Below are 22,579 nucleotides of genomic sequence, written 5' to 3'. Positions count from 1 at the left end.
ATTACCACTCTATTTCGTTTTGTTTTGCTGTTTTTTGCTTGTATTGCTTCTTTCTGAGCTGGTAAATATATTGCGATTCGTTTGATTTCATGGCATCCAATATCGCACGTGCCTGTTCCTCAGACATATTCATTTCTCTCAAACTTTTAAGCAATTCCTCTTTTTGAATGTCTTCGGCCACTTCTCTCGTTTCTGGTTTGGGCTCCGGCGGAGTTTGCTGGCTCGTCTCGGCAATAGCGTCCCGTTCTGATTTTTTCTTTTTGTTATTCAGGTTGGAAGGCTGTTCATTTCCGGAAAATGCTTTTTTCAAAACAATGTAGTTGCTTCTTGCCAAACCATTGCCAGGTTCGAGACGAAGCGCAGTTTTTAAATGGTCAAGTGCATTCACCGTGTCTTTCTGGCTAACCCTGATCAATGCGATCTGGCTGTTTGCAATAGACGCAATGGTGTTATTATCAATGTGGTCCAGCAACTCGTAATGTTTCAGTGCAAGCTTATATTCGCCCATCTGGTAATAGGAGTGCGCCAGATTTAGCCTTGCAGCCGGGTCCGAAAATATAGATCCGTACGTTATCTGGTAATACAGATCGGCTGATTGTTTAAACTGTTTATTGTTATAAGCCTGCTCAGCCCCCAGTTTCCGCTCGTTTGCCTTGGTAATGGAATCGAAAGTCCGATTATCCCAGAGCCAAAGCAGAATATAAAGAATAATGGCGGTCATATGCAGTCACATTGAGACGCAAAAATAAGCATTGATCCTTATAGTCGGAACGTTCCGATGGTAATTAAAACGTCCAGCAGGATGAGTACGAGGGCGGCGCCCAGGAAATAGTAGTATTTGTTACTTACCACCGTGATGGTCCGCGAATCCACCAATGTGCCCTCTGCCTGGTTGACGTCATTGGTAAGTTTTGGCATCTCATTTTTGGCGTTATTCAGTTCGTAATAGGTGCCTCTCGCAGCAGTGGCCATTGTTCTGAGGAAGTTTTCGTCCAGTTTGCTGATCACCAGTTTGTCATTTTTATCCATCAAAGGCTTGCCGTTTTGCTGAATGCTGATACCTACTTTCGTTCCCACCGCAACCGTGTAAACGCCTATTCCAAACCGACGCAGATTATTATAAAGTGCGCCGCTGCAAGATGCATTATTCTCGCCGTCTGTGAACAAGATCATCATTTTAGAACGTCCGTCGGGATCCGCGGCATTCATTAATTTGCTATAAGCGAGCTCTGTTGCATCGCAAATATTAGTCCCGCCAGTTGCCAGCAGGTCCGTTTGCAGTGATTGGATAAATAATTCCAAAGCTGCGCCGTCATAAGTCAGCGGGACGTGGATAAATGCTTCATTGGAAAAAATAATGATCCCAATCCGGTTTGCACGTTCATTTTGAACAAACCTGTTCATTTCAAATTTAACTTTTTCAAGTCGGGAAGGCGTCACATCCGCCGCGTCCATCGATTTTGAGAGATCGACAATCATAAAAATATCCTTTCCTTTCGACTGCACCTGCCGATCGGTCTCGCCGAATGAAGGTCCGAGCAAGCTGATGATCAATAGCGAAAAAGAAATGGTGCGTAAAAAGAGTTTTAGGATGAGTGTTCTCGCGGTGGTTTGCAGCTGCCGGGCAATGCGGACTGTGCGGATTATGTAGGCTGTGTAGATTAAAATGAAAAAAAATATAAAAAAATATTCAGTGGTCTCAAAGGGGTAATTCCAGTTCATAATGAACGCTTTGGGTAATTTAAAATTTTTCAAAAATAGGCAATTGTGGCTTCTGATAAAGTTTTTTTAGGGAAATGTTTGTTTTTCTGAGAGGCAACCTTCTATATTTGCAACCCAGAACGGAAAGAAGGAGGGATGGGTGAGTGGCTGAAACCAGTAGTTTGCTAAACTGCCGTACTCGCAAGGGTACCGCGGGTTCGAATCCCGCTTCCTCTACACCGATCTAAAAAGAGTAAAAAGAGGAGCTGACAATTAACGAAATCGAGACTCAGCTTAGCAAGTAAAATAACTCGGGGAGTGGCGCAGCCCGGTAGCGCATCTGGTTTGGGACCAGAGGGTCGCAGGTTCGAATCCTGTCTCCCCGACACAAGGTTTAGGCAGTTAGGCCGTAGCAGATTAAACTGCGAATCGCTGACTGCCTATTTTTTTGATTACGGTCCGGTAGCTCAGCTGGATAGAGCAGCTGCCTTCTAAGCAGCAGGTCATGTGTTCGAATCACATCCGGATCACAATAAGCACTTAGCATTTATTTGTTAGGTGCTTTTTTTGTGCAACGACAAATAATTCATGTCTACAATCATTTGTACAAGCAGACTGCCTGGGCGTTGTATTTTCAGAGATCAGGGAAACTGGAAGCGCCGCATGCGGAAAGCTGCCAACGGGGCGGTTTGCTGGCGACGACTGCGGAAATTCACGCCTCCCATGCTCCGTCGTCGCTAAAAGATGCTTCTAATTTCCCGGTTGGGACTAATATTCCGAGGACAAAAGGCTGGCTGGATGCGGGCGATTATGGTCGTTATGTTTATAAGGCGGCGAGCGCGTTGTTTATTTTGTTTACGGCTTTGGAATTATATTCTCAAAAATTCCCTGACAATTATTATAACATTTCCGAAGGCGGTAACAACATTCCGGATAGCCTGCATTCACGTGCCAGATCCTTGTAAGGGAATAGAAATACATGTTTTGCAAAAGCAGCAAAACATGTATGAAATACACACCAAGAGTCTGAGAAAGGAAAGTCCGTTGACGGGTGAGCTTATCGACAGGCGCGGAATAATCCTCCGAAACTTCGACATCAAACCACATGAAATCACCCGTCTTGAAACTTTTGGCTTACCAGAAGATCTTTACATTTTTACAGATAGAGACCAGTCAGGCTATCGTCTGTTTTCGCAAAAGCTGATCGTTCAAAAGCAATCGATTTATAGCCAAACGCTGGTCCAGTTGTAAGGATCAGGGCCAGAAACCGTTCCGCTTGAAGGATAGCCGGAGCCGTTTAATATGTATGTGTAATGTGTGGAAACAGGGTTTTTGCCGGGCTTTTTCAAATATCTGGTTTCTATAAGATTAAGCGACTTTTGAGGGAATAACTTCGCGTCCATTTTGAAATTGAACTGGCTGAAATAGACGGACTTATCCGTGTGTTTCAAATAATACTCGTAGCTGGTTTTGTTCACTATTACTCCGTCCGCATCGTAACGCTCCTGGAACGTAACATTGTGATCGTCATAATGATATACCAAATGACCATCGGGAAGGTTATTTTCGCGATAATATTCCTTGATAACTTTGCCGGACTGATATATGTACTCCGTCTGGATCATGTCAGAAACATTGCCACTGCTGGTATAAAATGTTTCAAGCTTCTTGACAGCATATTGATTTACAAGATCATAAACTATATCAGAACTTTTTTTGCCCCCAAAAATGGTAGTGTAAATTACTTTGTTCGGCGCATATGCGACATGGGTCGTGTAGGCGCCACTTTCTGTCCGATAACTCTTAAGTGAATGATCCGCGTTGTACTGTATGTCCGTAATTTCATAGCCGGGCATGTTCGTTTGTGAGAGAAGTTGCGTCACGACGAAAGCATTCGAATGGGCCTCAGCAATTACAGGAGCATCCTGATTGGGCGGTAAGTCGTCTTTTCCGCAGGACAAAAAGGTGGCTGACAACAGCAGGAACATCTGCGCGGGCAAACTAAATGGGGACCGTTTTCTAGTCATAAGGATATTACTGTTTTCGTAAATAGATGGCGCAATAAGGCGAAAGCAGGTTTGGGATTTTTCGTATTAAGGACGAACAGCTGCTGTCGTTTACCCAGCGGCCTGTGATCATTTATTCTGCGGTTAATGAGGACTTTAAGAACAATTGTCCCGTTTGCCCCGCTTGTTTAGCTTTTCAGTATTAATTAGCGTATCTTACAAGATGGGCAACCGAATGTCCGGCGCATGCTTTACGACAATTAGCAATGAAACCAACTCCAGAGCAGTTAAGGGACTTTTTTAAGTCGAATTTTTTTCAGGTTGACCAGCCTTTTGAATATAATTACGATGCGGCCATAGCCGATTTTTATCGTCGTTTTCATGATGAAACGCCAGTGGCCGAGCCTATGCCTAATCCGCGTAAGTGGCAAACCACCTATGTCAGAAAGTATGCAGTGAAGGCATTCATGCGAACCAAGGATGGAAACATTCACCATGTGATATTCAGGCAGGATTTGGACAATAATCAGATCACCAATTTTGATGGTTCGGCATGGCAGGGTGACCCCAATTTGCTGGATGTGTGGCAGGAGTATTATGAGTCTGATAATAACCTCGTTGTAAGTGGCTGGTAACGAATAATAGAAGGTTTTTGAGGCCTCTTAAAGCAGGAGAGTAAAGTATTGTTTGGAAAACTATTTGAGAAAAGTAAAAAGTTGTATTTTAGCAGCAACCGTAACCCACTATCAGAATTTTATGAGCATACTCTACATTGATCACGAGGTCAATAATCTCAACTCCTTTAAAGCTTCATTCAGAAGAGACGCGACTATTTATCTCGCGGAATCGACAGACAAAGGCCTCAAAGTTTTAGAAGAAAAACAGATCGACGTCATTTTCGTCGACCAGCAAATGCCCGATATGACGGGCCTGGAGTTTCTAAAAATCGCATCCAAACAATATCCGGAAAGTATCCGGGTCCTACTTACCGGGCAGGCTTACAGCGCCGAATTCAAACAGGCGGAAGTCAAGGGATATCTCCATAATTTTGTCACCAAGCCCTGGGATGAACAGGATTTGAGGCGGTTAATCATCACCAACCTGATGTGAAATTATTTAAACTATAATGTTGAGCGTGTTCTGGCAAAGGGCACGCTCATTTTTGTTCAGGGCGGCGGCATTGATCTCTAAAAATATTGCCACAGCAATATTTGTTGGAAATATTTTTTACATTGTGTTTTCAATTTTACTTCCTGAACATTCGATGAAAAGAAGAGATTTTATGCAAATGACGGGGATGGGCGCGGGAGCCATGCTGCTTTCCGCCGTGCCTGTCATAGGAAATCCTGTGAGCGCTGCACATCTGCTCGAACCGTGGATAGACGTCGCTGCCAAGAAAAAATTCGCAGAAATCGCCCTGAATGCTGCCAAAAGCAAAGGCGCAACTTACACGGATGTCAGGATCGGGCGCTATTTGCAGCAATATCTTTTTACACGCGAAAAACAGGTCCAGAATATTGTCAATGCGGAATCCTATGGCGTAGGAATACGGGTTATAGCCAATGGGACATGGGGCTTTTCGGCGACGAGCGATGTAACTGCGGAAGGCATTGCGAAATGCGCAGCTACGGCCGTTGAGATTGCCAAAGCTAACTCCAAATTTCAAACCGAGCCGGTTGTTTTGGCTGAGCAGAAGGGAGTTGGCGATAAAACCTGGAAAACGCCCATTAAGAAAAATGCATTTGAAATACCCATCCAGGAAAAAATAGATCTTTTAATGAATGTCAACGGCGAGGCCATGAAAAATGGAGCTGGCTTCGTGACTTCCAATTTGTTTTTTGTAAACGAACAAAAATATTTCGCTTCGTCCGACGGATCGTTTATTGACCAGGACGTGCACCGGATCTGGCCCACATTCACCGTAACTGTCACCGATAAAGCAGCAGGGAAATTCAAAACGCGCGACGCCATCAGCTCACCTATGGGCATGGGTTATGAGTATCTGGACGGTCTGACTTCGGAGAAAATCGCTGGCCCGAATGGCCTGGTCGGTTACCGGAATTCTTACGATATGGTGGAAGACGCGATCACCGCGGCCAAGCAAGCAAAGGAGAAAATGAGTGCGAAATCAGTGCTTCCGGGTAAATATGACCTTGTTTTGGATCCTAATCACCTGGGACTTACGATCCATGAATCTGTTGGACACCCCACTGAGCTCGATCGCGTGCTGGGTTATGAGGCCAATTATGCGGGGACAAGCTTTGCGACATTGGATAAATGGGAATCCAAAAACTTTGCATATGGCAGCAAACTCGTGAACATTGTTGCGGACAAAACGCAGCTGAATACGCTGGGAGCCGTGGGTTATGACGACGAGGGTGTTCCATGCAAGGAATGGGACATTATTAAAGACGGAGTTTTGGTCAATTACCAGGCGATCCGCGATCAGGTCAAGATCATTGGCGAAAAAGAGTCGCACGGTTGCTGCTATGCGGATAACTGGAATTCGGTTCAATTTCAGCGGATGCCGAACATTTCACTGAAACCGGGCACAGAGAAGCGCAGCGTGATGGACATGATCAAAGGGGTGGAAAAGGGCATTTATATCATTGGAAGAGGTTCGTATTCTATTGATCAGCAGCGTTATAACTTCCAGTTTGGCGGTCAGGTCTTTTATGAGATAAAAAACGGGCAGATCACAGGCATGTTAGACGACGTCGCTTACCAATCCAACACACAGGAATTCTGGAATTCCTGTTCGCAGCTTTGTGACAAAGACGATTACCGCACATTCGGCTCGTTTTTCGATGGAAAAGGCCAGCCTGCGCAAGTAAGCGCCGTTTCTCACGGCAGCGCAACTTCCCGTTTCGATGGTGTTAATGTTATCAATACAGGACGGAAAATCTGATTCCAAAATCGATCTAAATTTCCATCCCCAGTCGCAATTTAGCTTAGTAGCCACATTTTTAAAGCATATTATTTTCTAGAAATGGCCATTTTATCCAAAGAAGAAGCGAAGAAAATCATTGACAAAGTTCTTGCATTTTCCAAAGCCGATGAAATTAGCGTCGGACTTTCGGGCGACCGGACAGGCAATATTCGCTATGCAAGAAACTCGGTTTCCACGAGTGGGGAAACGTCGGATCTTTCATTATCTGTTACATCTGTTTTTGGGAAAAAATCAGGGACATCCACGATCAACGAGTTTGATGATGCCTCTTTGGAAAAAACGGTGAGAAGGGCAGAAGAAATCGCAAAACTGGCACCCGATAATCCGGAATATGTTCCTATGCTCGGCGCACAGCAATATGCGGAAACAAATTCTTTTTCCGAGAGCACGGCAGCCATCAACCCTGATTATCGTGCAAAAGCCGCATTCGATAGCATTGATCCTTGCATTAAAAAGAACCTGACAGCAGCGGGTTATCTCGAAGATTCCGCTGGGTTTTCGGCAATGGGGAACAGTAAGGGACTTTTTGGATATAATAAGGCAACGTCTATTGATTTTTCTATCACTGTCCGCACAGCCGATGGCAAAGGTTCCGGTTATGCGGCACGCGATTATAACGACGCTTCCAAACTGAGCACCGCTTCGGCCACGGAAGTTGCGATGCAAAAAGCGTTGGCCTCTTCAACTGCGAAGGCATTAGAACCTGGAAAATATACAGTGATTCTCGAACCCACAGCCGGTGTGGATCTTTTGCAAAATATGATGCGCAGCATGGACGCGCGGAATGCGGACGAAGGCAGGAGTTTTTTAGGTAAAAAAGGAGGTGGGACACGGTTAGGCGAAAAGCTTTTCGACGAGCGTGTGAACATTTATTCGGATCCTCAAAACCTTGAAATTCCCGGATCGCCATTCAGCGGTGACGGAAGGCCGCAGGAAAAAGTAATGTGGGTGGAAAGCGGAGTTGTGAAAAATATGACTTACTCGCGCTTTTGGGCTGAAAAGCAGGGTGTTAAGGCCGTTCCACCGCCGTCTGGCTTCATTTTTCAAGGCGGCAACGAATCGCTTGCCGATTTAATCAAAGGGACAGAAAAGGGAATTTTGGTTACAAGGCTTTGGTATATCCGTGCTGTGGACCCGCAGACCCTGCTCTACACAGGTCTTACAAGGGACGGAACATTCTACATTGAAAATGGGCAGATCAAATATCCGGTCAAGAATTTCCGCTTTAACGAGAGTCCGGTTATCATGCTGAATAATGTAGAGGCAATAGGCAAGCCGGTGCGCGCAAGCGGCAATCTGGTGCCGCCGCTTAAAATCCGCGATTTCACATTTACTAGTCTTTCGGACGCTGTTTGAGAGGTCATTACCGCTCAAATAGCTTAATTTCCTTACGTAAAAAGTGCATTGATTCTATCGGCTCTTTTCGCTAGCTTATGCTTTGCACTTTCTATTTTCTGAAGCCAAAATTCGTCACTATTAGCAAACATATATACTTTGAAACGCAGAGACTTTATACAACTGGCTGGACTCGGAACCGGAGCGTTCATGATGCCCGCTTTTGCCATGGGCAGGAATGTTTCCCCCGAAGCATTTCTTGAAAAAAGCGTAGATGCTGCCGTCAACAAGAGACTGGCAGACGCCGCACTGAACGCCGCGAAATCCAAAGGAGCTTCCTATGCGGATGTGCGGATTGGCCGCTATTTGAATCAATTCGTGGTTACCCGGGAAGACAAAGTCCAGAACATTGTTAACACCGAGTCTTACGGCGTAGGCGTGCGTGTGATCGCAAACGGATGCTGGGGATTTGCCGCAGTGGTGGACGTAAATAATGAAGCCCAAATGGCAAAAGCCGCAGAAGATGCCGTTGCGATTGCGAAAGCGAATGCAAAGCTGATGAAAGAGCCGGTGCAGTTGGCTCCGCAAAAAGGTTTTGGCGAAGTAAGCTGGAAAGCGCCGATCAAGAAAAATGCATTCGAAGTGCCTATTAAGGAGAAAGTTGACTTGCTGCTTTCTGTCAATGACGCAGCGATGAAAAACGGCGCTAATTATGTCAATTCAGTGCTTTTTTTGGTTAATGAACAAAAATATTTTGCTTCCACAGACGGCTCCTACATTGACCAGGACGTTCACCGTATCTGGCCAATATTCAATGTGACGGCCATTGATCCAAAAAGTGGAAAATTTGAAACGAGGAATGCATTAAGCGCACCAATGGGCATGGGCTACGACTATCTGCAGGCCAATCCATCGGACAAAATCACCGGCGTAACCACGCGTTATAATAAAGGTTATGATATGCTGGAAGATGCCACTGCCGCAGCCAAACAAGCCAAGGAAAAACTAACGGCGAAATCGGTCGAGGCGGGAAAATATGATCTTATTCTGGACCCATCGCACCTTTGGCTGACCATTCACGAATCTGTGGGCCATCCGCTTGAATTGGATCGTGTGCTGGGTTATGAGGCCAATTTTGCGGGGACTTCCTTTGCAACATTGGATAAATGGCAATCCAAAAACTTCCAGTATGGCAGCAAGCAAGTAAACCTGATCGCCGATAAATTACAGGAAGGATCGCTGGGCGCCGTTGGTTGGGACGATGAAGGCGTGAATACAAAGAAGTGGGACCTTGTGAAGGAGGGTGTTTTGGTTAATTACCAGGCCATTCGCGATCAGGCACATATTATCGGCGAAAAAGAATCGCACGGCTGCTGCTATGCGGATAGCTGGTCGTCTGTCCAGTTCCAAAGAATGCCGAATGTTTCCCTGGCAGCCGGCAAGACGCCATTGTCCGTGGACGACATGATTAAGGATGTGAAAAAAGGCATTTACATAATCGGTGACGGTTCATTCTCGATTGACCAGCAGCGTTACAATTTCCAGTTTGGCGGTCAGTTATTTTATGAGATTAAAGACGGGAAAATTGCGGGAATGTTGAAAGATGTGGCTTATCAATCCAATACACAGGAATTTTGGAATTCGTGTGTGCAGGTTTGCGATGAAAAGGATTATCGTCTTGGTGGTTCGTTTTTCGACGGGAAAGGCCAGCCTTCTCAATCCAGCGCGGTTTCGCACGGAAGTTCAACCGCCCGGTTTAATGGAGTAAATGTTATCAACACAGCCAGGAAGATTTAATGTTGAATGACTGAATGAGTGAATGAGTGAATAGCTTTCTCACATCCAGTCATTCAGTCATTCGCTCATTCACTCATTCAAAATTGTAAACCATGTCAATCATATTAACTGAATCAGAAGCGAAAGCATTGTTGCAAAAAGTGCTGGCTTACTCCAAAGCGGATGAATGCGAAATAAACCTGCTGGGCGAGGAGCGCGGCAACCTGCGTTACGCAAGAAACGAAGTGTCCACAAGCGGATCGCTGATTAATCAGAATTTGTCGGTTCAATCGTCTTTTGGTAAAAAGGTAGGCGTTGCAACTATTGATGAATTCAGCGAGGAATCGTTGGAGAAGGTGGTGAGAAGGTCCGAAGAACTTGCACAGCTGGCGCCGGAAAACCCCGAATATGTGAGTATTCTGGAACCGCAGACTTATCTGAAATCGTCCGGATTCTTTGAATCGACAGCAGGTATTAATGCAGATAAACGCGCGGATGCGGTTGCAAAAAGCCTTGAATTATCGAGAGCAAAAAATTTAACAGCGGCAGGTTTCCTGGACAATCAGAAAGGTTATTCTGCCATGATGAACTCGAAAGGATTATTCGCGTATTACCCTAGCACGAGCGTCAACTTTTCGCTCACTGTCCGCACGCCGGACGGGACCGGTTCGGGTTACATTGCAAGGGGTTATAGTGATGTAAATAAACTGGATACGGCTGCTGCAACAACCATTGCCATCCAAAAAGCGATGGGTTCCATGAATGCAAAAGCATTGGAGCCCGGAAAATATACCGTCATCCTGGAACCAACGGCAGCAGCGGTTTTATTAGAAAATATCTATTTCAACTTTGATGCAAGAAGCGCAGACGAAGGCCGTTCATTCCTGAGCAAGCCGGGCGGAAAGACGAAGTTGGGAGAAAAAATCGTGGACGAGCGCGTTAACATTTACTCTGATCCAACGCACCCGGATTTGCCCGCATCGCCGTGGGCAGGGGATGGTCAGCCTTTGGATAAAATAACCTGGATAGAGAAAGGTGTTGTTAAAAACATGATCTATTCGCGCTATTGGGCACAAAAGAATAATGTGAAGGCCGTTCCTTCTCCCAGCAATGTGATTATGGACGGCGGAACTGCTACGATGGAAGAGTTGATCAAATCCACGAAACAAGGGATTTTAGTAACCAAACTTTGGTATATCCGAGAAGTGGATCCGCAAACGTTGCTGCTTACAGGACTTACCCGTGACGGGACTTTTTACATTGAAAACGGTGTCATTAAGCATCCGGTCAAGAATTTCCGTTTCAACGAAAGTCCGGTTATCATGCTGAACAATCTGGAAACATTGGGTAAATCAGAAAGGGTTGTGAGCACGGAGTCGGACAGAAATTATATGGTTCCACCCATGAAAATCAGGGAGTTTACATTTTCTTCACTTTCCGACGCAGTTTGAAGCCTTTTTTCTTTACACGAATTCAATACACGTCCGGAAACTGGGACACCGACCAGCGAATGCCTTCCAATTTGCTGCATTCGCTGGTTGAATACACCACAATTCCCATTGATGAGAAGGAAAAAGTGGTGCAACTCAATAGCAATGAAATTTTCAAAAGTCCCTTTTGCTATCTGAGCGGGCACAAGCTCGTTGAATTTTCGACGCAGGAACGGGATCATTTCCGGCGATATGTGCAAAATGGCGGCTTCGTTTTTGTGGACGATTGCAACCACGATATCGACGGACTTTTTGCCAAATCTTTCGAACAGGAAATGGAACGGACATTTGGTCCCAAAGCCTTGCAGAAAATCCCCAATAACCATCCGCTATACCACAGTTTTTTCAAATTTGAAGAAGGCCCACCGACAACTTCATTCGAGTTGAATGGCTGGGGCGATGATCTTGTGCACGATTATCTCAAAGCGATAACAGTCAACGGACGGATCGGCGTGTTATACAGCAATAAAGATTACGGCTGCGAATGGGATTATGATTTTAGGAACAAACGCTTTTTGGCCGTCGATAATACGCGTTTCGGTGTGAATATCGTGGTTTATGCATTGAATGCCAGCTAACTCAATTTTCTATTGGAAACAAACAACCTAACCCATTATAAAACGCTTGTAGCCAAGCTGCCACTGCTGAAAAAGGAAATTGCAAAAGTGATTGTCGGGCAGCAGGAAGCCATTGATGAAATACTGATTTCCCTGCTTGCTTCGGGACATTGTTTGCTGGAAGGCGTGCCTGGCCTTGCGAAAACATTAATGGTGAAAACCATGTCAGAAGCGCTGCATATGAGCTTCAAACGGATCCAGTTCACGCCGGACCTGATGCCGGGCGATATAGTGGGAACGGAGATTTTGGAAGAAGACCACGAAACCGGCAAGAAGTTTTTCAAATTCAACCGCGGGCCGGTTTTCGCCAATGTTGTTCTGGCTGACGAAATTAACCGGACGCCTCCTAAAACGCAGGCCGCTCTACTGGAAGCCATGCAGGAGAAATCGGTCACTTATGGCGGGACAAATTACGAGCTGCCCAATCCATTCCTGATCATTGCCACGCAAAATCCAATAGAACAAGCCGGGACATATCCGTTGCCAGAAGCTCAGCTCGACCGTTTTTTGCTTTATATCAAATTGAATTATCCCAATGAGCAAGAGGAACTGGACGTTCTTAAAGGCACAACAGGATCGTTCAAAGCCAACATTGAGCGCGTTTTGGCGGATTCCGAAATCGTCGATTTGCAAAAATTGACACGCCAAGTGCACATCAGCGATGACCTTATCCAATGGATCAATCGCCTCGTTCGGGCGACCAGACCGGAGGGCAGCCCATCCGAATTTGTCAAAGAATGGTGCGATTGGGGGGCCGGGCCTCGCGCCGGGCAAGCGCTCGTATTATGTGCCAAAGCCCGTGCAGTCCTGAATGAGCGCTTTTCTGTAATTCCGGAAGACATTCAAACATTGGCTTATCCCGTGCTTCGCCACAGAATCGCTATGAATTTCCGCGCCGAAGCCGAAAACATTAACACGGATCAGGTGATTGAGCAATTGCTGCAAACGGTGAAGGTTTAGGAGCGTTGAACGCGGAGGCATGAAACATCAAATTCACATATAATTTTATGAAAGGTAGCACCGGCCTGCTAGCCTCCCAGCTGATCAAGCTAAAAAATTTGCAACTGACCGGGAAGCTGGTGAGTGAGGAACTGATGCTGGGCATCCATGTGAGTAAGCGGTCAGGGATAGGCGTAGAATTTGAGCAGTATCGACATTATGAGCCGGGCGATGATCCGAAACGCATTGATTGGAAGCTTTTTGCAAGGACAGACAAACATTTGATCCGGGAATCATCAACAGAAAGCGATAAGCAAGTCCGCTTTCTCCTTGACCTTTCCGGTTCCATGAATTACACTGAAAATGGTGTCAGCAGGCTTCAATATGCCCAAATACTGCTCGCCTCCCTGAGTTATCTTTGCTATATTCAGAATGATCAGATGAGTTTGTATACATTGAGGGACAGCGCTATACAAACCGTTTCCGCAACTGGCGCGGCGTCTTCCGGCAAGCAGGCATTTCAGAAAATCCTGGTGGGTTTGGAGAAAACGGTTGCAGACGGACCCTGGCTACGGAATGCTGAAAGTGATGGGAAAATAAAATTTCCTGAGCTGCAATCTAAGAAAAAAGAGCAGCTGATCTTTGTCAGTGACTTTTTGCAGGCGCAGGACGAATGGCTGAACCTGATCAGGTCGCTGGCGAGTCCTTACCGTGAAATCGTTGTCTTCCAGATCCTGGGGGATCAGGAAGTGGATTTTAATCTCGAAGGTTTTTACCGGTTTAAGGACCTCGAAACGGGCAGAGAAGTGGAATTGGATGCCGGATCGGTGCGGGAAAGGTTTCGGGAATCGGCAGATTTGTATTTGCAGCAATTGAAAGAGGCGTTGCAAATTCCGCATGTGAGCCTTGTCCGTGCACGCATGAGCGATCCGATCGGAATGGTTTTGAAGGCTTTTTTAACAAAACGGAAAGGGTAAATGGAGTTTTTGAATCCATATATGCTGTGGGGAATATTGGCGGTGGCCTTGCCGGTGATCATTCATTTTTGGTATCAAAAAAAGGGCAAACAAATTGCCTGGGCGGCTTCACAATGGCTTATTGATAAAACTTCGCTGCAGCACCGGGGCATAAGGCTGGACGAAATTCCTCTGCTTTTGATCCGCTGCTTGCTCGTTATACTGCTTACTATGTTACTGAGCCAGCCGATTTTAAGCTGGTTTGGCAAAGACAATAAAAAAGAGGAAGTTCATTTGGTGCAGGCTGATTCAAAAGTTGTCAGCAACTTCCGGTTTGAGCTTGAAACTGCGCTGAAAAAGAAAGAAAAACTGGTCTGGCTTGGTGCTGATTTAAAGCTTGTGACAGACACTGGATTGATCCCGGAAGAAAAAAGCGGTTTGGCTTTGTTACAGCAGAGCATTAATCACATTGCAAATGACGAAACGCATTTGAATTTATACCTTAATAACAATCAGATAGTAAGCTATTTACCCAAAATTTTCATTCCCGGAACCTACAAATTGCATGCTATTAAAGATTCAGCGCGGAAATCGGAGAATCCGTTGATTGGATTGGCTGCGAAACTTGGTAAAGACAACATAAGCGTCCTGATCGATTATCGCAATCCGGATGAAGCGGAAACTGTGCAGGCTGGTGTGGAGGCATTGGCGGAGGTTTTTGAAATACCGTTTGATATTGATTTGAAAACCGCCTCACAAACTCAATATGACTGGATCTTCACAGACAAGCCCATAATGAACCGAAATGCGCAAACATTATATGTTGTGCCCGTGGGAAATAATGCTGACAATGTATCTGCAAATGTCGTCCAGATTGACGATTCGTTGCGGTTGGCAACTTCTCCTATTGTGCAGAACGGTCAATTGCCTGAGTGGCTGGGAGAATTGTTGATAAAACATTATGATCTGGATAAAAATAGAAATGCGTTAAGCCAGAAGCAGTTATATGCAGGATTTGAGCGTGTTAAGCCGGAAAAAGGACAGTCGGCAAATAGTTTGCAAAAATGGTTACTGCTGCTTTTTGTATTAACATTAATGCTGGAACGTTGGATTTCACTCAATCAAAAGACGGTGCGAATTCATGCATGAATTAAGAAAAATGATCGGTTCGGTAACCAGCCAGCTTTACGCGAGCGCTTTATTGCGTTGCTTGCTGCTTGCCAGTGCGGCCTATCTTTTCACTTCGACATTTGCCGGGCCTTATCACGTTGCCAGCATTTTTGCAGCATTTGCGGGGTTATGCACGGGCATTTTGCTTACCGAAATTTACAAGAACAGGAGAGAAAAGGCGATTTCGCTGATTCATAATCACGTGGGCGAAACGGAATACAGTTTGCACCTTTTGGAAAAGCCTGACTTGAACATTGCAGAACAATTGCAATTGGAGCGCATTACAAGTCGTGATTACAATTTTCCTTTTGCCAAACTTTATAGTGGCCTGACAGCTTACCTGGGCATATTTTTGGTGGCGCTGACATTCCATTTCATTTATCCAGCAATTTCTTTTGATAAAAAATCGCCGGATAGCGTTCGAACAGAGGAGGCAAGATCTCAGAAAGCAAATATGTTGCTCGCTCCTGAATTTGAGTCTGCACGCATCCACATCACCCCGCCAGCTTATACCAAGTTGCCAATGCGGGAATCCAAGGATTTGAATGTTAGCACAATAGCAGGTTCTGCATTAACCTGGAAGGTTAAGTTTAATCACTCAGAAAATCTGGTGCTTCGGCTTACCAATAACCGTGGCGAGGAAATTCCATTTCGAAAACAGAACGGGTTATTTATTCATTCGGACAGGATTACGGGATCGGGGTTGTATGCGATGAAGGGTTATTGGAAGGATTCACTGGTTTACCAATCCGATTTTTACAGGTTGGAAGCATTACCCGATCTGGCGCCGAAAATTCAACCAGCGTCAAAGGATTTGTATAAATATCACTTCTTAAAAGATGCTAAAACGATTAAGATCTCTGCCAAAATCGCGGATGACTTTCTTGTCAGGCAGGCATTTATCGTAGCAACACTGGCAAGAGGATCCGGGGAGAATGTCAAGTTTCGGGAAGTGAAATTTCCACTAGCGCCAACAGATTTCAAAGAAGCCAACTTACAAAAAGAGATCAATCTTAACGATCTGAATTTTACGCCCGGCGACGAATTATATTATTACTGGGCAGCAGTCGACAACAAATCACCGCAAGCAAATTTCAGTAAATCAGACACTTACTTTCTTGTATATAAGGACACCTCGAATGTTGAGGAGGCGGAGTTGGCGACGATGGCGGTGAACATTATGCCGGAATATTTCAGAAGTCAGCGGCAGATTATCATTGACACGGAGAAGCTCATTGCAAGGCGTAAAAAGTTGCCGCAAAAGGAATTTGCTTCGGTCTCAAACGAGATTGGTTTTGACCAAAAGGTGCTGAGGCTGCGTTACGGGCAATATTTGGGAGAGGAATTTGAAACAAGCATTGGGGGCGGCGGGGCACCGGAAGCGGCGATTCCATCCGGTGAAAATATGCTGGACGCTTTCACGCACAAGTCCGATGGTGAAGGCGAAGCTTCCGAACGTGGCGTGGCCGAACGTGGCGCGGCCGCGCCGCGCTCGGCCGAAGGGCCTGCACATAAGGATGATCATGACGGGCACGACCACGGAAAAGGGCAGGGGGAAGCGGGCGAAAAAGATCAGTTGGCGGCATTAATGGAGCAATATGTACATGCGCACGATGATGCGGAAACGAACACCTTTTATGAGCAATCGACACGAAGTTTGCTGAAAATGGCATTGGAGCAAATGTGGCAGTCAGAGTTGCATTTGCGCTTATATGAGCCGGAAAAGGCACTTCCTTTTGAGCATAAGGCGTTAGAATTCCTTAAATCTGCCCAGCATAAGGCGCGGACTTATGTGAAGAAAAGCGGTTACGATCCGCCACCGATCAAGGAACAGGAGAAGCGGTTATCTGGTGAATTTAAGGACATTAGCAATGACCTCAATGCTGAAAAGTTTTACAGGGAGAAGACAATTGCTCAGCTTGCCGCCGAAGTTTCAGGCTTTTTGGGCTACCAAAAACTTGATAATGAACAACAATCCAGATTGCGCCTGGCCGGTGGAACATTATCCGACCGGCTCATTAACAGCGGACCATTCAATGGCGGATTGCAAAACTGGGAAATGATAGGGTCGTTGCAGAAACTGGTTAGTGGAAAAGCATTGTCATTGAAAGAAAGACAGCATTTGAAAAAGGATTTATTCCAATATGCGAATCGTTCGGAACAAAGCAGGCGCGGTTATTCCAGCGACAAAAAGCTGGAAGCGGCATTTTGGAAAAAGTTACAATAACCATAAAAACGGCCTGCCCGTTTAAAAATACGCAAGATGCAATTCGACTTTAACTGGTCAGAGCCCATAAACCTCCTCATTTTGACTCTTGCCATTGCGTTGCTTCCATTGCAGCTGTGGCTGGTCTTGTTTAGAAATAATGATAATGTTTTTTCGTCGAGACATTGGATCAGGCTTTGCTTAAATGTGCTGCTATGGCTGGCAGTAATCGCATTTATCATTCAGCCGTATTTGCTCCGGGATGCCGATTCTGTTACTGGTCTTTTTGTTGGAAAAGATGTCCCTGCTGCGAGGGCTAATGCATTGAGAGATAGCATTACCGGTTCGAAAAATGCGGTTGTCGGTGATTTCAAAAATGCAGGCTTCGACACATTGATTCTGGTAGGGCAGGATTTTCAGCCGGAAATGTTCCAGGCTATCATGCGCGCGAAAACATTGCCCAACCAGCTTCAATGGATTCCATACTTCGCGGAAGATCAGTTGCAAAGTTTGCATTGGAGAGGGGTTTTGCGAAAGGGCGAATTGCAAGTTGTGCGAGGCAGTGTGAATTCTTCCAGAAGGCAGGTTTTGAGAATCCGCTACGGAAATGAAACTCTTGATAGCACTGTTCTAGAAACGGGCTTTAATCAATTCAAAGTTCAATTTCCCGTTTTTGCACAGGGTAGGATGGCGGTGGAACTTGCTATGGGCGAAAATGTGAAGGACACTCTTCGTTTTTTTGCAAGACCATCGGAGAAGCTGACTTTCCAATTTATTCTTGACAGTCCGGACTTTGAAAGCCGTGCGCTGGCAAATTGGCTGGGAAAATCCGGGCACTCTGTGATTTATGCAACCACATTATCGAAAGACATCAGGAGCCAGCAAACGATCAACAAGGCGAAAGAACCGGATGTAATCATAACGGACGCCGGCAGTGCTGGCAACAGTCTGGTTAGGAAGGGATTAGCAAATGGGAAAAGTATTCTTTTTGTCAATCTTACGGATCCTGTCGCGGAGATAAAGGCAATTAATGTCGCTTTGGGGACCCGGTTGCATGTAAGCAGGATCACAGCGAAGGAAACGGTTTCTATAAAGCCCGGACTCACCGCATTGCCTTTCCGATTTGTACAAAGCAATCGATATCTTATTTCCCACGCATTGCCCGTCGCGGTTGAAAAAACTCGGGGGAAGGTTGGTGTGAGTTTGCTCAACGAAACGTTTCCACTTCAATTATCAGGGGATAGCGTAAGTTATCAAAAAGTATGGGACGAGGTTTTTTCGCCTGTTCTGCCAGCGGTTGGAAATAATGTCGAAGTCAAAGCGCCACTTTTTACGGGCGTTAATGCAGAAATTGCTTTGAATGGTTTTTCAACCACACCTAAGTTCGTCAAAATCGGTTCAGATACACTTTTTACAAATGTTTCATCATTAAATACGAAGTCGGCAAAAGCCCGTTTCAAACCCACGGAATCTGGCTGGGTCCGCTCCAATGACTCGCTGAAAATTGAAATGTACGTGGAAAACGAGGCGGTTGCGAGCGATCTCCACAATACGGCTGGGCTAACGGATTTTGTGAAATCTTATCATACTCTTCAACAACAATCGGAAAGCGGACCGATAGTTTCATATCAGAACGGAAAAGGAACTAGAAGGGAACTTTCAGATTGGATGTGGTTCGCGCTGTTAATGGGCTGTTTTCTCGCTGTTTGGATTGAGCGAAAATTATAGCTGCTTACGGTAAATCCTAACCGCGCTGCGTAACGGGCAAGGTTAGCTCAAAAACGGCGCCTTCGCCTTCTTTGCTTGTGACGGAAATGCTGCCATTGTGCTTATCGATGATTTTTTTGGTAATGGCCAGTCCTATGCCTGATCCCTCATATTTGTCTTTTGTGTTCAGTCTTTCGAACAGCGAGAAAATCTTTTCATAGTATAATTCATCAAAACCGATTCCGTTGTCAGAAACCGTGATAAAACAGTTTGTTGCTTCGGTAGAATCTTTGAGAGATGCTTCTGAATCTTCATGTAAGCCTCCGGAAATGCGGATAACAGGGGCTAGTCCCGGTTTTGAGAATTTGATGGAATTGCTGATCAGATTTTGGAAAACCTGTTTTATTTGTCCCCGGTTGACTTCAACATCAGGTAATTTATCCACAATAATCTCGGCCTTTTTTTCTAAGATCAAGATCTCGTAATCTTCAAGCACTTCGTCAATAACATCGTTTAGGCTGGTGACAGCGAAATTGTTGAGATTGGTCGAAAGCCTTGAATAGCTCAGGATATCCATGATCATGTTTCGCATTCTTTGCGAAGACCCGATAATTTTATCCAGGTACATGACATTCTCATCCGAAAGCTCATGGATCAGTTTGTTCCTGAGCATGGTAGAGAAAATCAATATTTTACGCAAAGGCTCCTGAAGGTCGTGCGAGGCGATGGATGCGAACTGCTGCAAATCGTGATTACTCATTTCCAGCTCTGTATTAATCTCAGCGAGGCGTAAATTGTTGAGTTTGAGCAGTTGTTGAATTTCTTTTTGGAATGAAAGATCTGTGAGAATAATACTTAGCGCAGGGCCTTCGTCCAATTGAAGCATGGTTACCGAAAGCTGGCAGGGAACCAGTTCTCCGCCTCTGGCAATGCAAAGTTCTGTTTTACTATCTTCTTTCCAGCCGTTATCGAACAGATCCCGATATATGGCGTGAAAACCCTCGGCAATAAAATCACTGAAATGTAAGCCCAGGACCCTTGACAATGGCATATTGATCATGGAGGCGAACATCGAATTGCAATAAAGTATCAGGCCCTCATGATTGAGCGTTACAGCTCCTTCATTCATTTTTTCGATGAACACACGATAAGTCTGGTCAGCCGTTTTGAGTGTAAACAACTGGTGCCCGCCATCCGGATTTTTCACAACGAGCGCATCCACCTGACCCGACCGGATTGCATGGATCGTATCCGTCGCTTCTTCCAGTTGTTGGTGCAACTCGTCGTTTTCCTGTAATAGCTCCTCGTATGTCTTCTGCTTATTCATGTTCCAATCGAAATTCCCAGACCTTTTAGTACTTTTTTTGTGTCGGACATATCGCCGATTAATCTTCTGGCCGGAAGCGGTGCACTTTTGATTAGTAGGGGTAAAGCAATGATCTGTTCTTTTTCAGCAATAGTTTTTTGTTGGTAAACGTCAATGATCTCCAATGAATATTTATCCTTCATATAGGTTTCACAGATTTCTTTTATGTTGACAACCGCTCGTCTTGAATTAAGGGATGCGCCTGTTACAAACAGCCGAAGCACGTAGTGATCGTTATCGTCAGTTAGGTCAATCGGCTCAGTATCTGTGTTTCCGTTCATTCTGTTCTTTTTGCAGGGCGTATGTTTAATCCAACCAATACTTTTTCTTCGTTGGAAAGGTCACCAATAATCTTACGGATTGGTTCCGGCACTTTCTTTACAAGTGTGGGGATCGCAAGAATCTGATCGCCCTCTGCCAACTGGGGCTGTAAAAGGAGATCAATTACTTCGATGACGTATTTGTCTTTTAAATGTTCTTCACAATATCTTTTAAGATTTGTGAGCGCTGTAACCGACTTCGCGGTTTTGCCGGCCACATACAATCTTAACTCCCATATTTCTTCTTTATCTTCCATTTATATTGGTTTGGTGCACTTTATTACTCCGTTGTTTTGCCATTGTCCCGGATTCGGGAAATTTCCTGCCGGTTCTTTTCATATACTTCTTTTTTGAGATCCTCTTCAATGAAGGTTTTATTTAGTTCTTCCTGCAAGGATTCGAATTCTTCTTTCAGGCCGCTGATTTTGGATTCCAGCACCATTCTTTTACGCTCAATTTCCCTGTCCTTCCGGGAAACTGCGTGATCTCTCAGCGCCACGCCCGTTTGTTCAAGCAACTGCTGCGCTTCTCTCGCCGAACCTGTGAGCACGCCATCCGGTCCCAGGAACACATCCACAAGGTCCAGGCCGTTATCACTGATCACAAATTCTCTCACTTGGTTGGAATGCTTCATACCCCGTGATTTCATCACGTAAAGTCCTCTGTTGCGTTCACCATTAAATTCAATATCGCGTACGAGCAGCCAGGCATCCACGAGCGAAGAAACGCTTTCATCTGTTTGTTCTGAAATGTTGTCGTTCAGAGAAAGAGCGGTAAATAACACTGTAATGCCCTGAGATTGAAGAAAATCGATGAGTCGGATCAACACGCTCTTCACTTCACTGACCGAGCCAACGGTGATCAGGTTAGTGATCGGGTCAACCACAACGGTGGTGGGTTTGAATTGCCCGATCAGCTTGTTTATAGCAAGCAAATGCATTTCCAGTCCGTTTAATGTGGGCCTGGAAGCGTGAAACATTAGCAGTTCATTATCTATATGTGTTTGTAAATCAATGCCTATGGAGCGCATGTTGCGCACGATCTGCCTGGGGGATTCTTCAAAAGCAAAGTATATGCACCGTTCGCCGTTGACGCATGTTTCATTAGCAAATGAACCTGCAATGCTGGTTTTACCTGTCCCTGCGGTCCCGGATACAAGAATGCTGCTGCCCCTGAAAAATCCTTCGCCGCCCAGCATTTTATTCAATGCAGGTATACCAGAAGAAATTCGGTCGGAGGAGGCGTCATGCGATAGTGTGAGGGATGTCACTGGCAATACAGAAATGCCGTCTTCATCGATCAGGAAGGGATATTCGTTGGTTCCATGCACGGAGCCCCGGTATTTAACAATTCTTAAAAGTCGCGTCGAAATCTTGTTTTCAACGCGGTGATCAAGCAAAATCACGCAATCTGAAACGTATTCTTCAAGTCCCTGGCGCGTAAGCGTTCCTTCTCCTTTTTCACCGGTGATGATTGTCGTAACATTTCTGTCTTTGAGCCATTCAAACAGTCTTCTCAGTTCCGCACGTATGATTGCTTCATTATTAAGCCCTGAAAAAAGACTTTCTATGGTGTCCAGTACAACCCGTTTCGCACCAATGCTATCAATCGCATGGCCAAGCCTAATAAACAGACCATTCAAATCGTATTCGCCTGTTTCTTCTATTTCACTTCTTTCGATATGAATATGATCAAGCTTGATCAGCTTGTCTTTTTGCATTTGGGCAAGGTCAAACCCAAGCGAGGCGACATTAACAGTCAACTCTTCGGTCTTTTCTTCGAAAGCAACGAAGACGCCCGGTTCGCCATATTCCAGCGCACCATGTACTAAAAATTCAATGGAGAAAAGTGTCTTGCCGCATCCCGCAGAGCCGCAAATTAAGGTCGGTCTTCCCTGCGGAAAGCCTCCAATAGTGATTTCATCTAAACCTTTGATGCCGGTGCGAGACTTCCGCAGGTACGGCAGGCTGGTCTGTGAGTCAGAGGATTTGGTGTTCATTGAAATTATGCTGTTCTGATTCGCCTTGAGTTAACGTGTTG

At 45.3% G+C, this 22,579-nt stretch carries 21 protein-coding genes and 3 tRNA genes; 17 read left to right on the top strand and 7 right to left on the bottom strand.

What is annotated here, in order from left to right; genetic code table 11:
* Position 1: 1 nt before the first annotated feature.
* Positions 2-721, bottom strand: a complete 720-nt coding sequence (locus B5X68_RS01670) for a hypothetical protein (RefSeq protein WP_082212935.1) — start codon at positions 719-721, stop codon at positions 2-4.
* A gap of 38 nt (positions 722-759) precedes the next feature.
* Entirely contained in the window at positions 760-1,722 is a 963-nt protein-coding gene (locus B5X68_RS01665; RefSeq protein ID WP_082212934.1) for a vWA domain-containing protein, read from the bottom strand.
* Between the two features lie 129 nt (positions 1,723-1,851).
* Between B5X68_RS01665 and B5X68_RS01660 the strand changes: the two genes are divergently transcribed.
* The 5 genes from B5X68_RS01660 (at position 1,852) to B5X68_RS01640 (ending at position 2,952) form a co-directional block, all read left to right on the top strand.
* Positions 1,852-1,938: transfer RNA gene (locus B5X68_RS01660), tRNA-Ser, on the top strand.
* 75 nt (positions 1,939-2,013) lie between these two features.
* Positions 2,014-2,087: transfer RNA gene (locus tag B5X68_RS01655), tRNA-Pro, on the top strand.
* 70 nt (positions 2,088-2,157) lie between these two features.
* Positions 2,158-2,231: transfer RNA gene (locus tag B5X68_RS01650), tRNA-Arg, on the top strand.
* Between the two features lie 39 nt (positions 2,232-2,270).
* A complete protein-coding gene (locus tag B5X68_RS01645) occupies positions 2,271-2,666 on the top strand; it encodes a glycoside hydrolase family 9 protein (protein ID WP_229208249.1) in 396 nt (131 codons plus the stop codon).
* A gap of 37 nt (positions 2,667-2,703) precedes the next feature.
* Positions 2,704-2,952 (top strand): hypothetical protein, encoded by a 249-nt coding sequence (locus B5X68_RS01640; protein ID WP_082212932.1) that lies wholly within the window; start codon positions 2,704-2,706, stop codon positions 2,950-2,952.
* On the opposite strand, the gene B5X68_RS01635 is transcribed toward B5X68_RS01640, so the two are convergent.
* The gene (locus B5X68_RS01635) at positions 2,925-3,728 is read right to left on the bottom strand and encodes a hypothetical protein (protein WP_141110161.1); all 804 of its coding nucleotides are present in this window, start codon (positions 3,726-3,728) and stop codon (positions 2,925-2,927) included. The two genes, B5X68_RS01640 and B5X68_RS01635, sit on opposite strands and share 28 nt — an antisense overlap.
* Before the next feature lie 245 nt (positions 3,729-3,973).
* Between B5X68_RS01635 and B5X68_RS01630 the strand changes: the two genes are divergently transcribed.
* From B5X68_RS01630 to B5X68_RS01575, 12 genes are all read left to right on the top strand, one after another.
* Positions 3,974-4,342: a hypothetical protein gene (locus tag B5X68_RS01630; protein WP_082212930.1), complete on the top strand. Its 369-nt coding sequence runs from the start codon at positions 3,974-3,976 to the stop codon at positions 4,340-4,342.
* 121 nt (positions 4,343-4,463) lie between these two features.
* Entirely contained in the window at positions 4,464-4,817 is a 354-nt protein-coding gene (locus B5X68_RS01625; protein ID WP_082212929.1) for a response regulator, read from the top strand.
* A 154-nt stretch (positions 4,818-4,971) separates the two neighbouring features.
* Entirely contained in the window at positions 4,972-6,615 is a 1,644-nt protein-coding gene (locus tag B5X68_RS01620) for a TldD/PmbA family protein (protein WP_082213937.1), read from the top strand.
* An 81-nt stretch (positions 6,616-6,696) separates the two neighbouring features.
* Entirely contained in the window at positions 6,697-8,013 is a 1,317-nt protein-coding gene (locus B5X68_RS01615; protein WP_082212928.1) for a TldD/PmbA family protein, read from the top strand.
* A 138-nt stretch (positions 8,014-8,151) separates the two neighbouring features.
* Positions 8,152-9,789, top strand: coding sequence for a TldD/PmbA family protein (locus B5X68_RS01610; protein WP_082212927.1), 1,638 nt, complete (start codon positions 8,152-8,154; stop codon positions 9,787-9,789).
* Positions 9,790-9,881: 92 nt separating this feature from the next.
* The gene (locus B5X68_RS01605) at positions 9,882-11,219 is read left to right on the top strand and encodes a TldD/PmbA family protein (RefSeq protein WP_082212926.1); all 1,338 of its coding nucleotides are present in this window, start codon (positions 9,882-9,884) and stop codon (positions 11,217-11,219) included.
* Positions 11,216-11,836 carry a DUF4159 domain-containing protein gene (locus B5X68_RS01600; RefSeq protein WP_082212925.1) on the top strand — a complete coding sequence of 207 codons (621 nt, stop codon included), beginning with the start codon at positions 11,216-11,218 and terminating at the stop codon, positions 11,834-11,836. Before B5X68_RS01605 ends, B5X68_RS01600 begins: the two co-directional genes overlap by 4 nt.
* A gap of 12 nt (positions 11,837-11,848) precedes the next feature.
* On the top strand, positions 11,849-12,835 hold the full coding sequence (locus B5X68_RS01595) for an AAA family ATPase (protein WP_082212924.1): 987 nt from the start codon (positions 11,849-11,851) through the stop codon (positions 12,833-12,835).
* Between the two features lie 47 nt (positions 12,836-12,882).
* The gene (locus tag B5X68_RS01590; RefSeq protein ID WP_082212923.1) at positions 12,883-13,791 is read left to right on the top strand and encodes a DUF58 domain-containing protein; all 909 of its coding nucleotides are present in this window, start codon (positions 12,883-12,885) and stop codon (positions 13,789-13,791) included.
* Positions 13,792-14,919, top strand: a complete 1,128-nt coding sequence (locus B5X68_RS01585; protein ID WP_082212922.1) for a BatA domain-containing protein — start codon at positions 13,792-13,794, stop codon at positions 14,917-14,919. It abuts the gene before it with no gap.
* Positions 14,912-17,167 (top strand): hypothetical protein, encoded by a 2,256-nt coding sequence (locus tag B5X68_RS01580; protein WP_082212921.1) that lies wholly within the window; start codon positions 14,912-14,914, stop codon positions 17,165-17,167. The genes B5X68_RS01585 and B5X68_RS01580 overlap by 8 nt, the downstream gene beginning before the upstream one ends.
* Before the next feature lie 36 nt (positions 17,168-17,203).
* Positions 17,204-18,874, top strand: a complete 1,671-nt coding sequence (locus B5X68_RS01575; protein ID WP_082212920.1) for a hypothetical protein — start codon at positions 17,204-17,206, stop codon at positions 18,872-18,874.
* Between the two features lie 16 nt (positions 18,875-18,890).
* On the opposite strand, the gene B5X68_RS01570 is transcribed toward B5X68_RS01575, so the two are convergent.
* Genes B5X68_RS01570 through kaiC form a run of 4 tightly spaced genes read right to left on the bottom strand, consistent with a single transcriptional unit; the run spans position 18,891 to position 22,538 of the window.
* Positions 18,891-20,180, bottom strand: coding sequence for a PAS domain-containing sensor histidine kinase (locus tag B5X68_RS01570; protein WP_082212919.1), 1,290 nt, complete (start codon positions 20,178-20,180; stop codon positions 18,891-18,893).
* Positions 20,177-20,500: a circadian clock KaiB family protein gene (locus B5X68_RS01565; protein ID WP_082212918.1), complete on the bottom strand. Its 324-nt coding sequence runs from the start codon at positions 20,498-20,500 to the stop codon at positions 20,177-20,179. The genes B5X68_RS01570 and B5X68_RS01565 overlap by 4 nt, the downstream gene beginning before the upstream one ends.
* The gene (locus B5X68_RS01560; RefSeq protein ID WP_082212917.1) at positions 20,497-20,796 is read right to left on the bottom strand and encodes a circadian clock KaiB family protein; all 300 of its coding nucleotides are present in this window, start codon (positions 20,794-20,796) and stop codon (positions 20,497-20,499) included. Before B5X68_RS01560 ends, B5X68_RS01565 begins: the two co-directional genes overlap by 4 nt.
* Positions 20,797-20,819: 23 nt before the next feature.
* The gene (kaiC, locus tag B5X68_RS01555) at positions 20,820-22,538 is read right to left on the bottom strand and encodes a circadian clock protein KaiC (protein WP_082212916.1); all 1,719 of its coding nucleotides are present in this window, start codon (positions 22,536-22,538) and stop codon (positions 20,820-20,822) included.
* Between the last annotated feature and the right edge of the window lie 41 nt (positions 22,539-22,579).

The sequence above is a fragment of the Dyadobacter psychrophilus genome, assembly GCF_900167945.1.
Lineage (GTDB): Bacteria > Bacteroidota > Bacteroidia > Cytophagales > Spirosomataceae > Dyadobacter > Dyadobacter psychrophilus.
The sequence above is the reverse complement of the archived record's forward strand: the minus strand, read 5'-3'. Positions and strand labels throughout refer to the sequence as shown.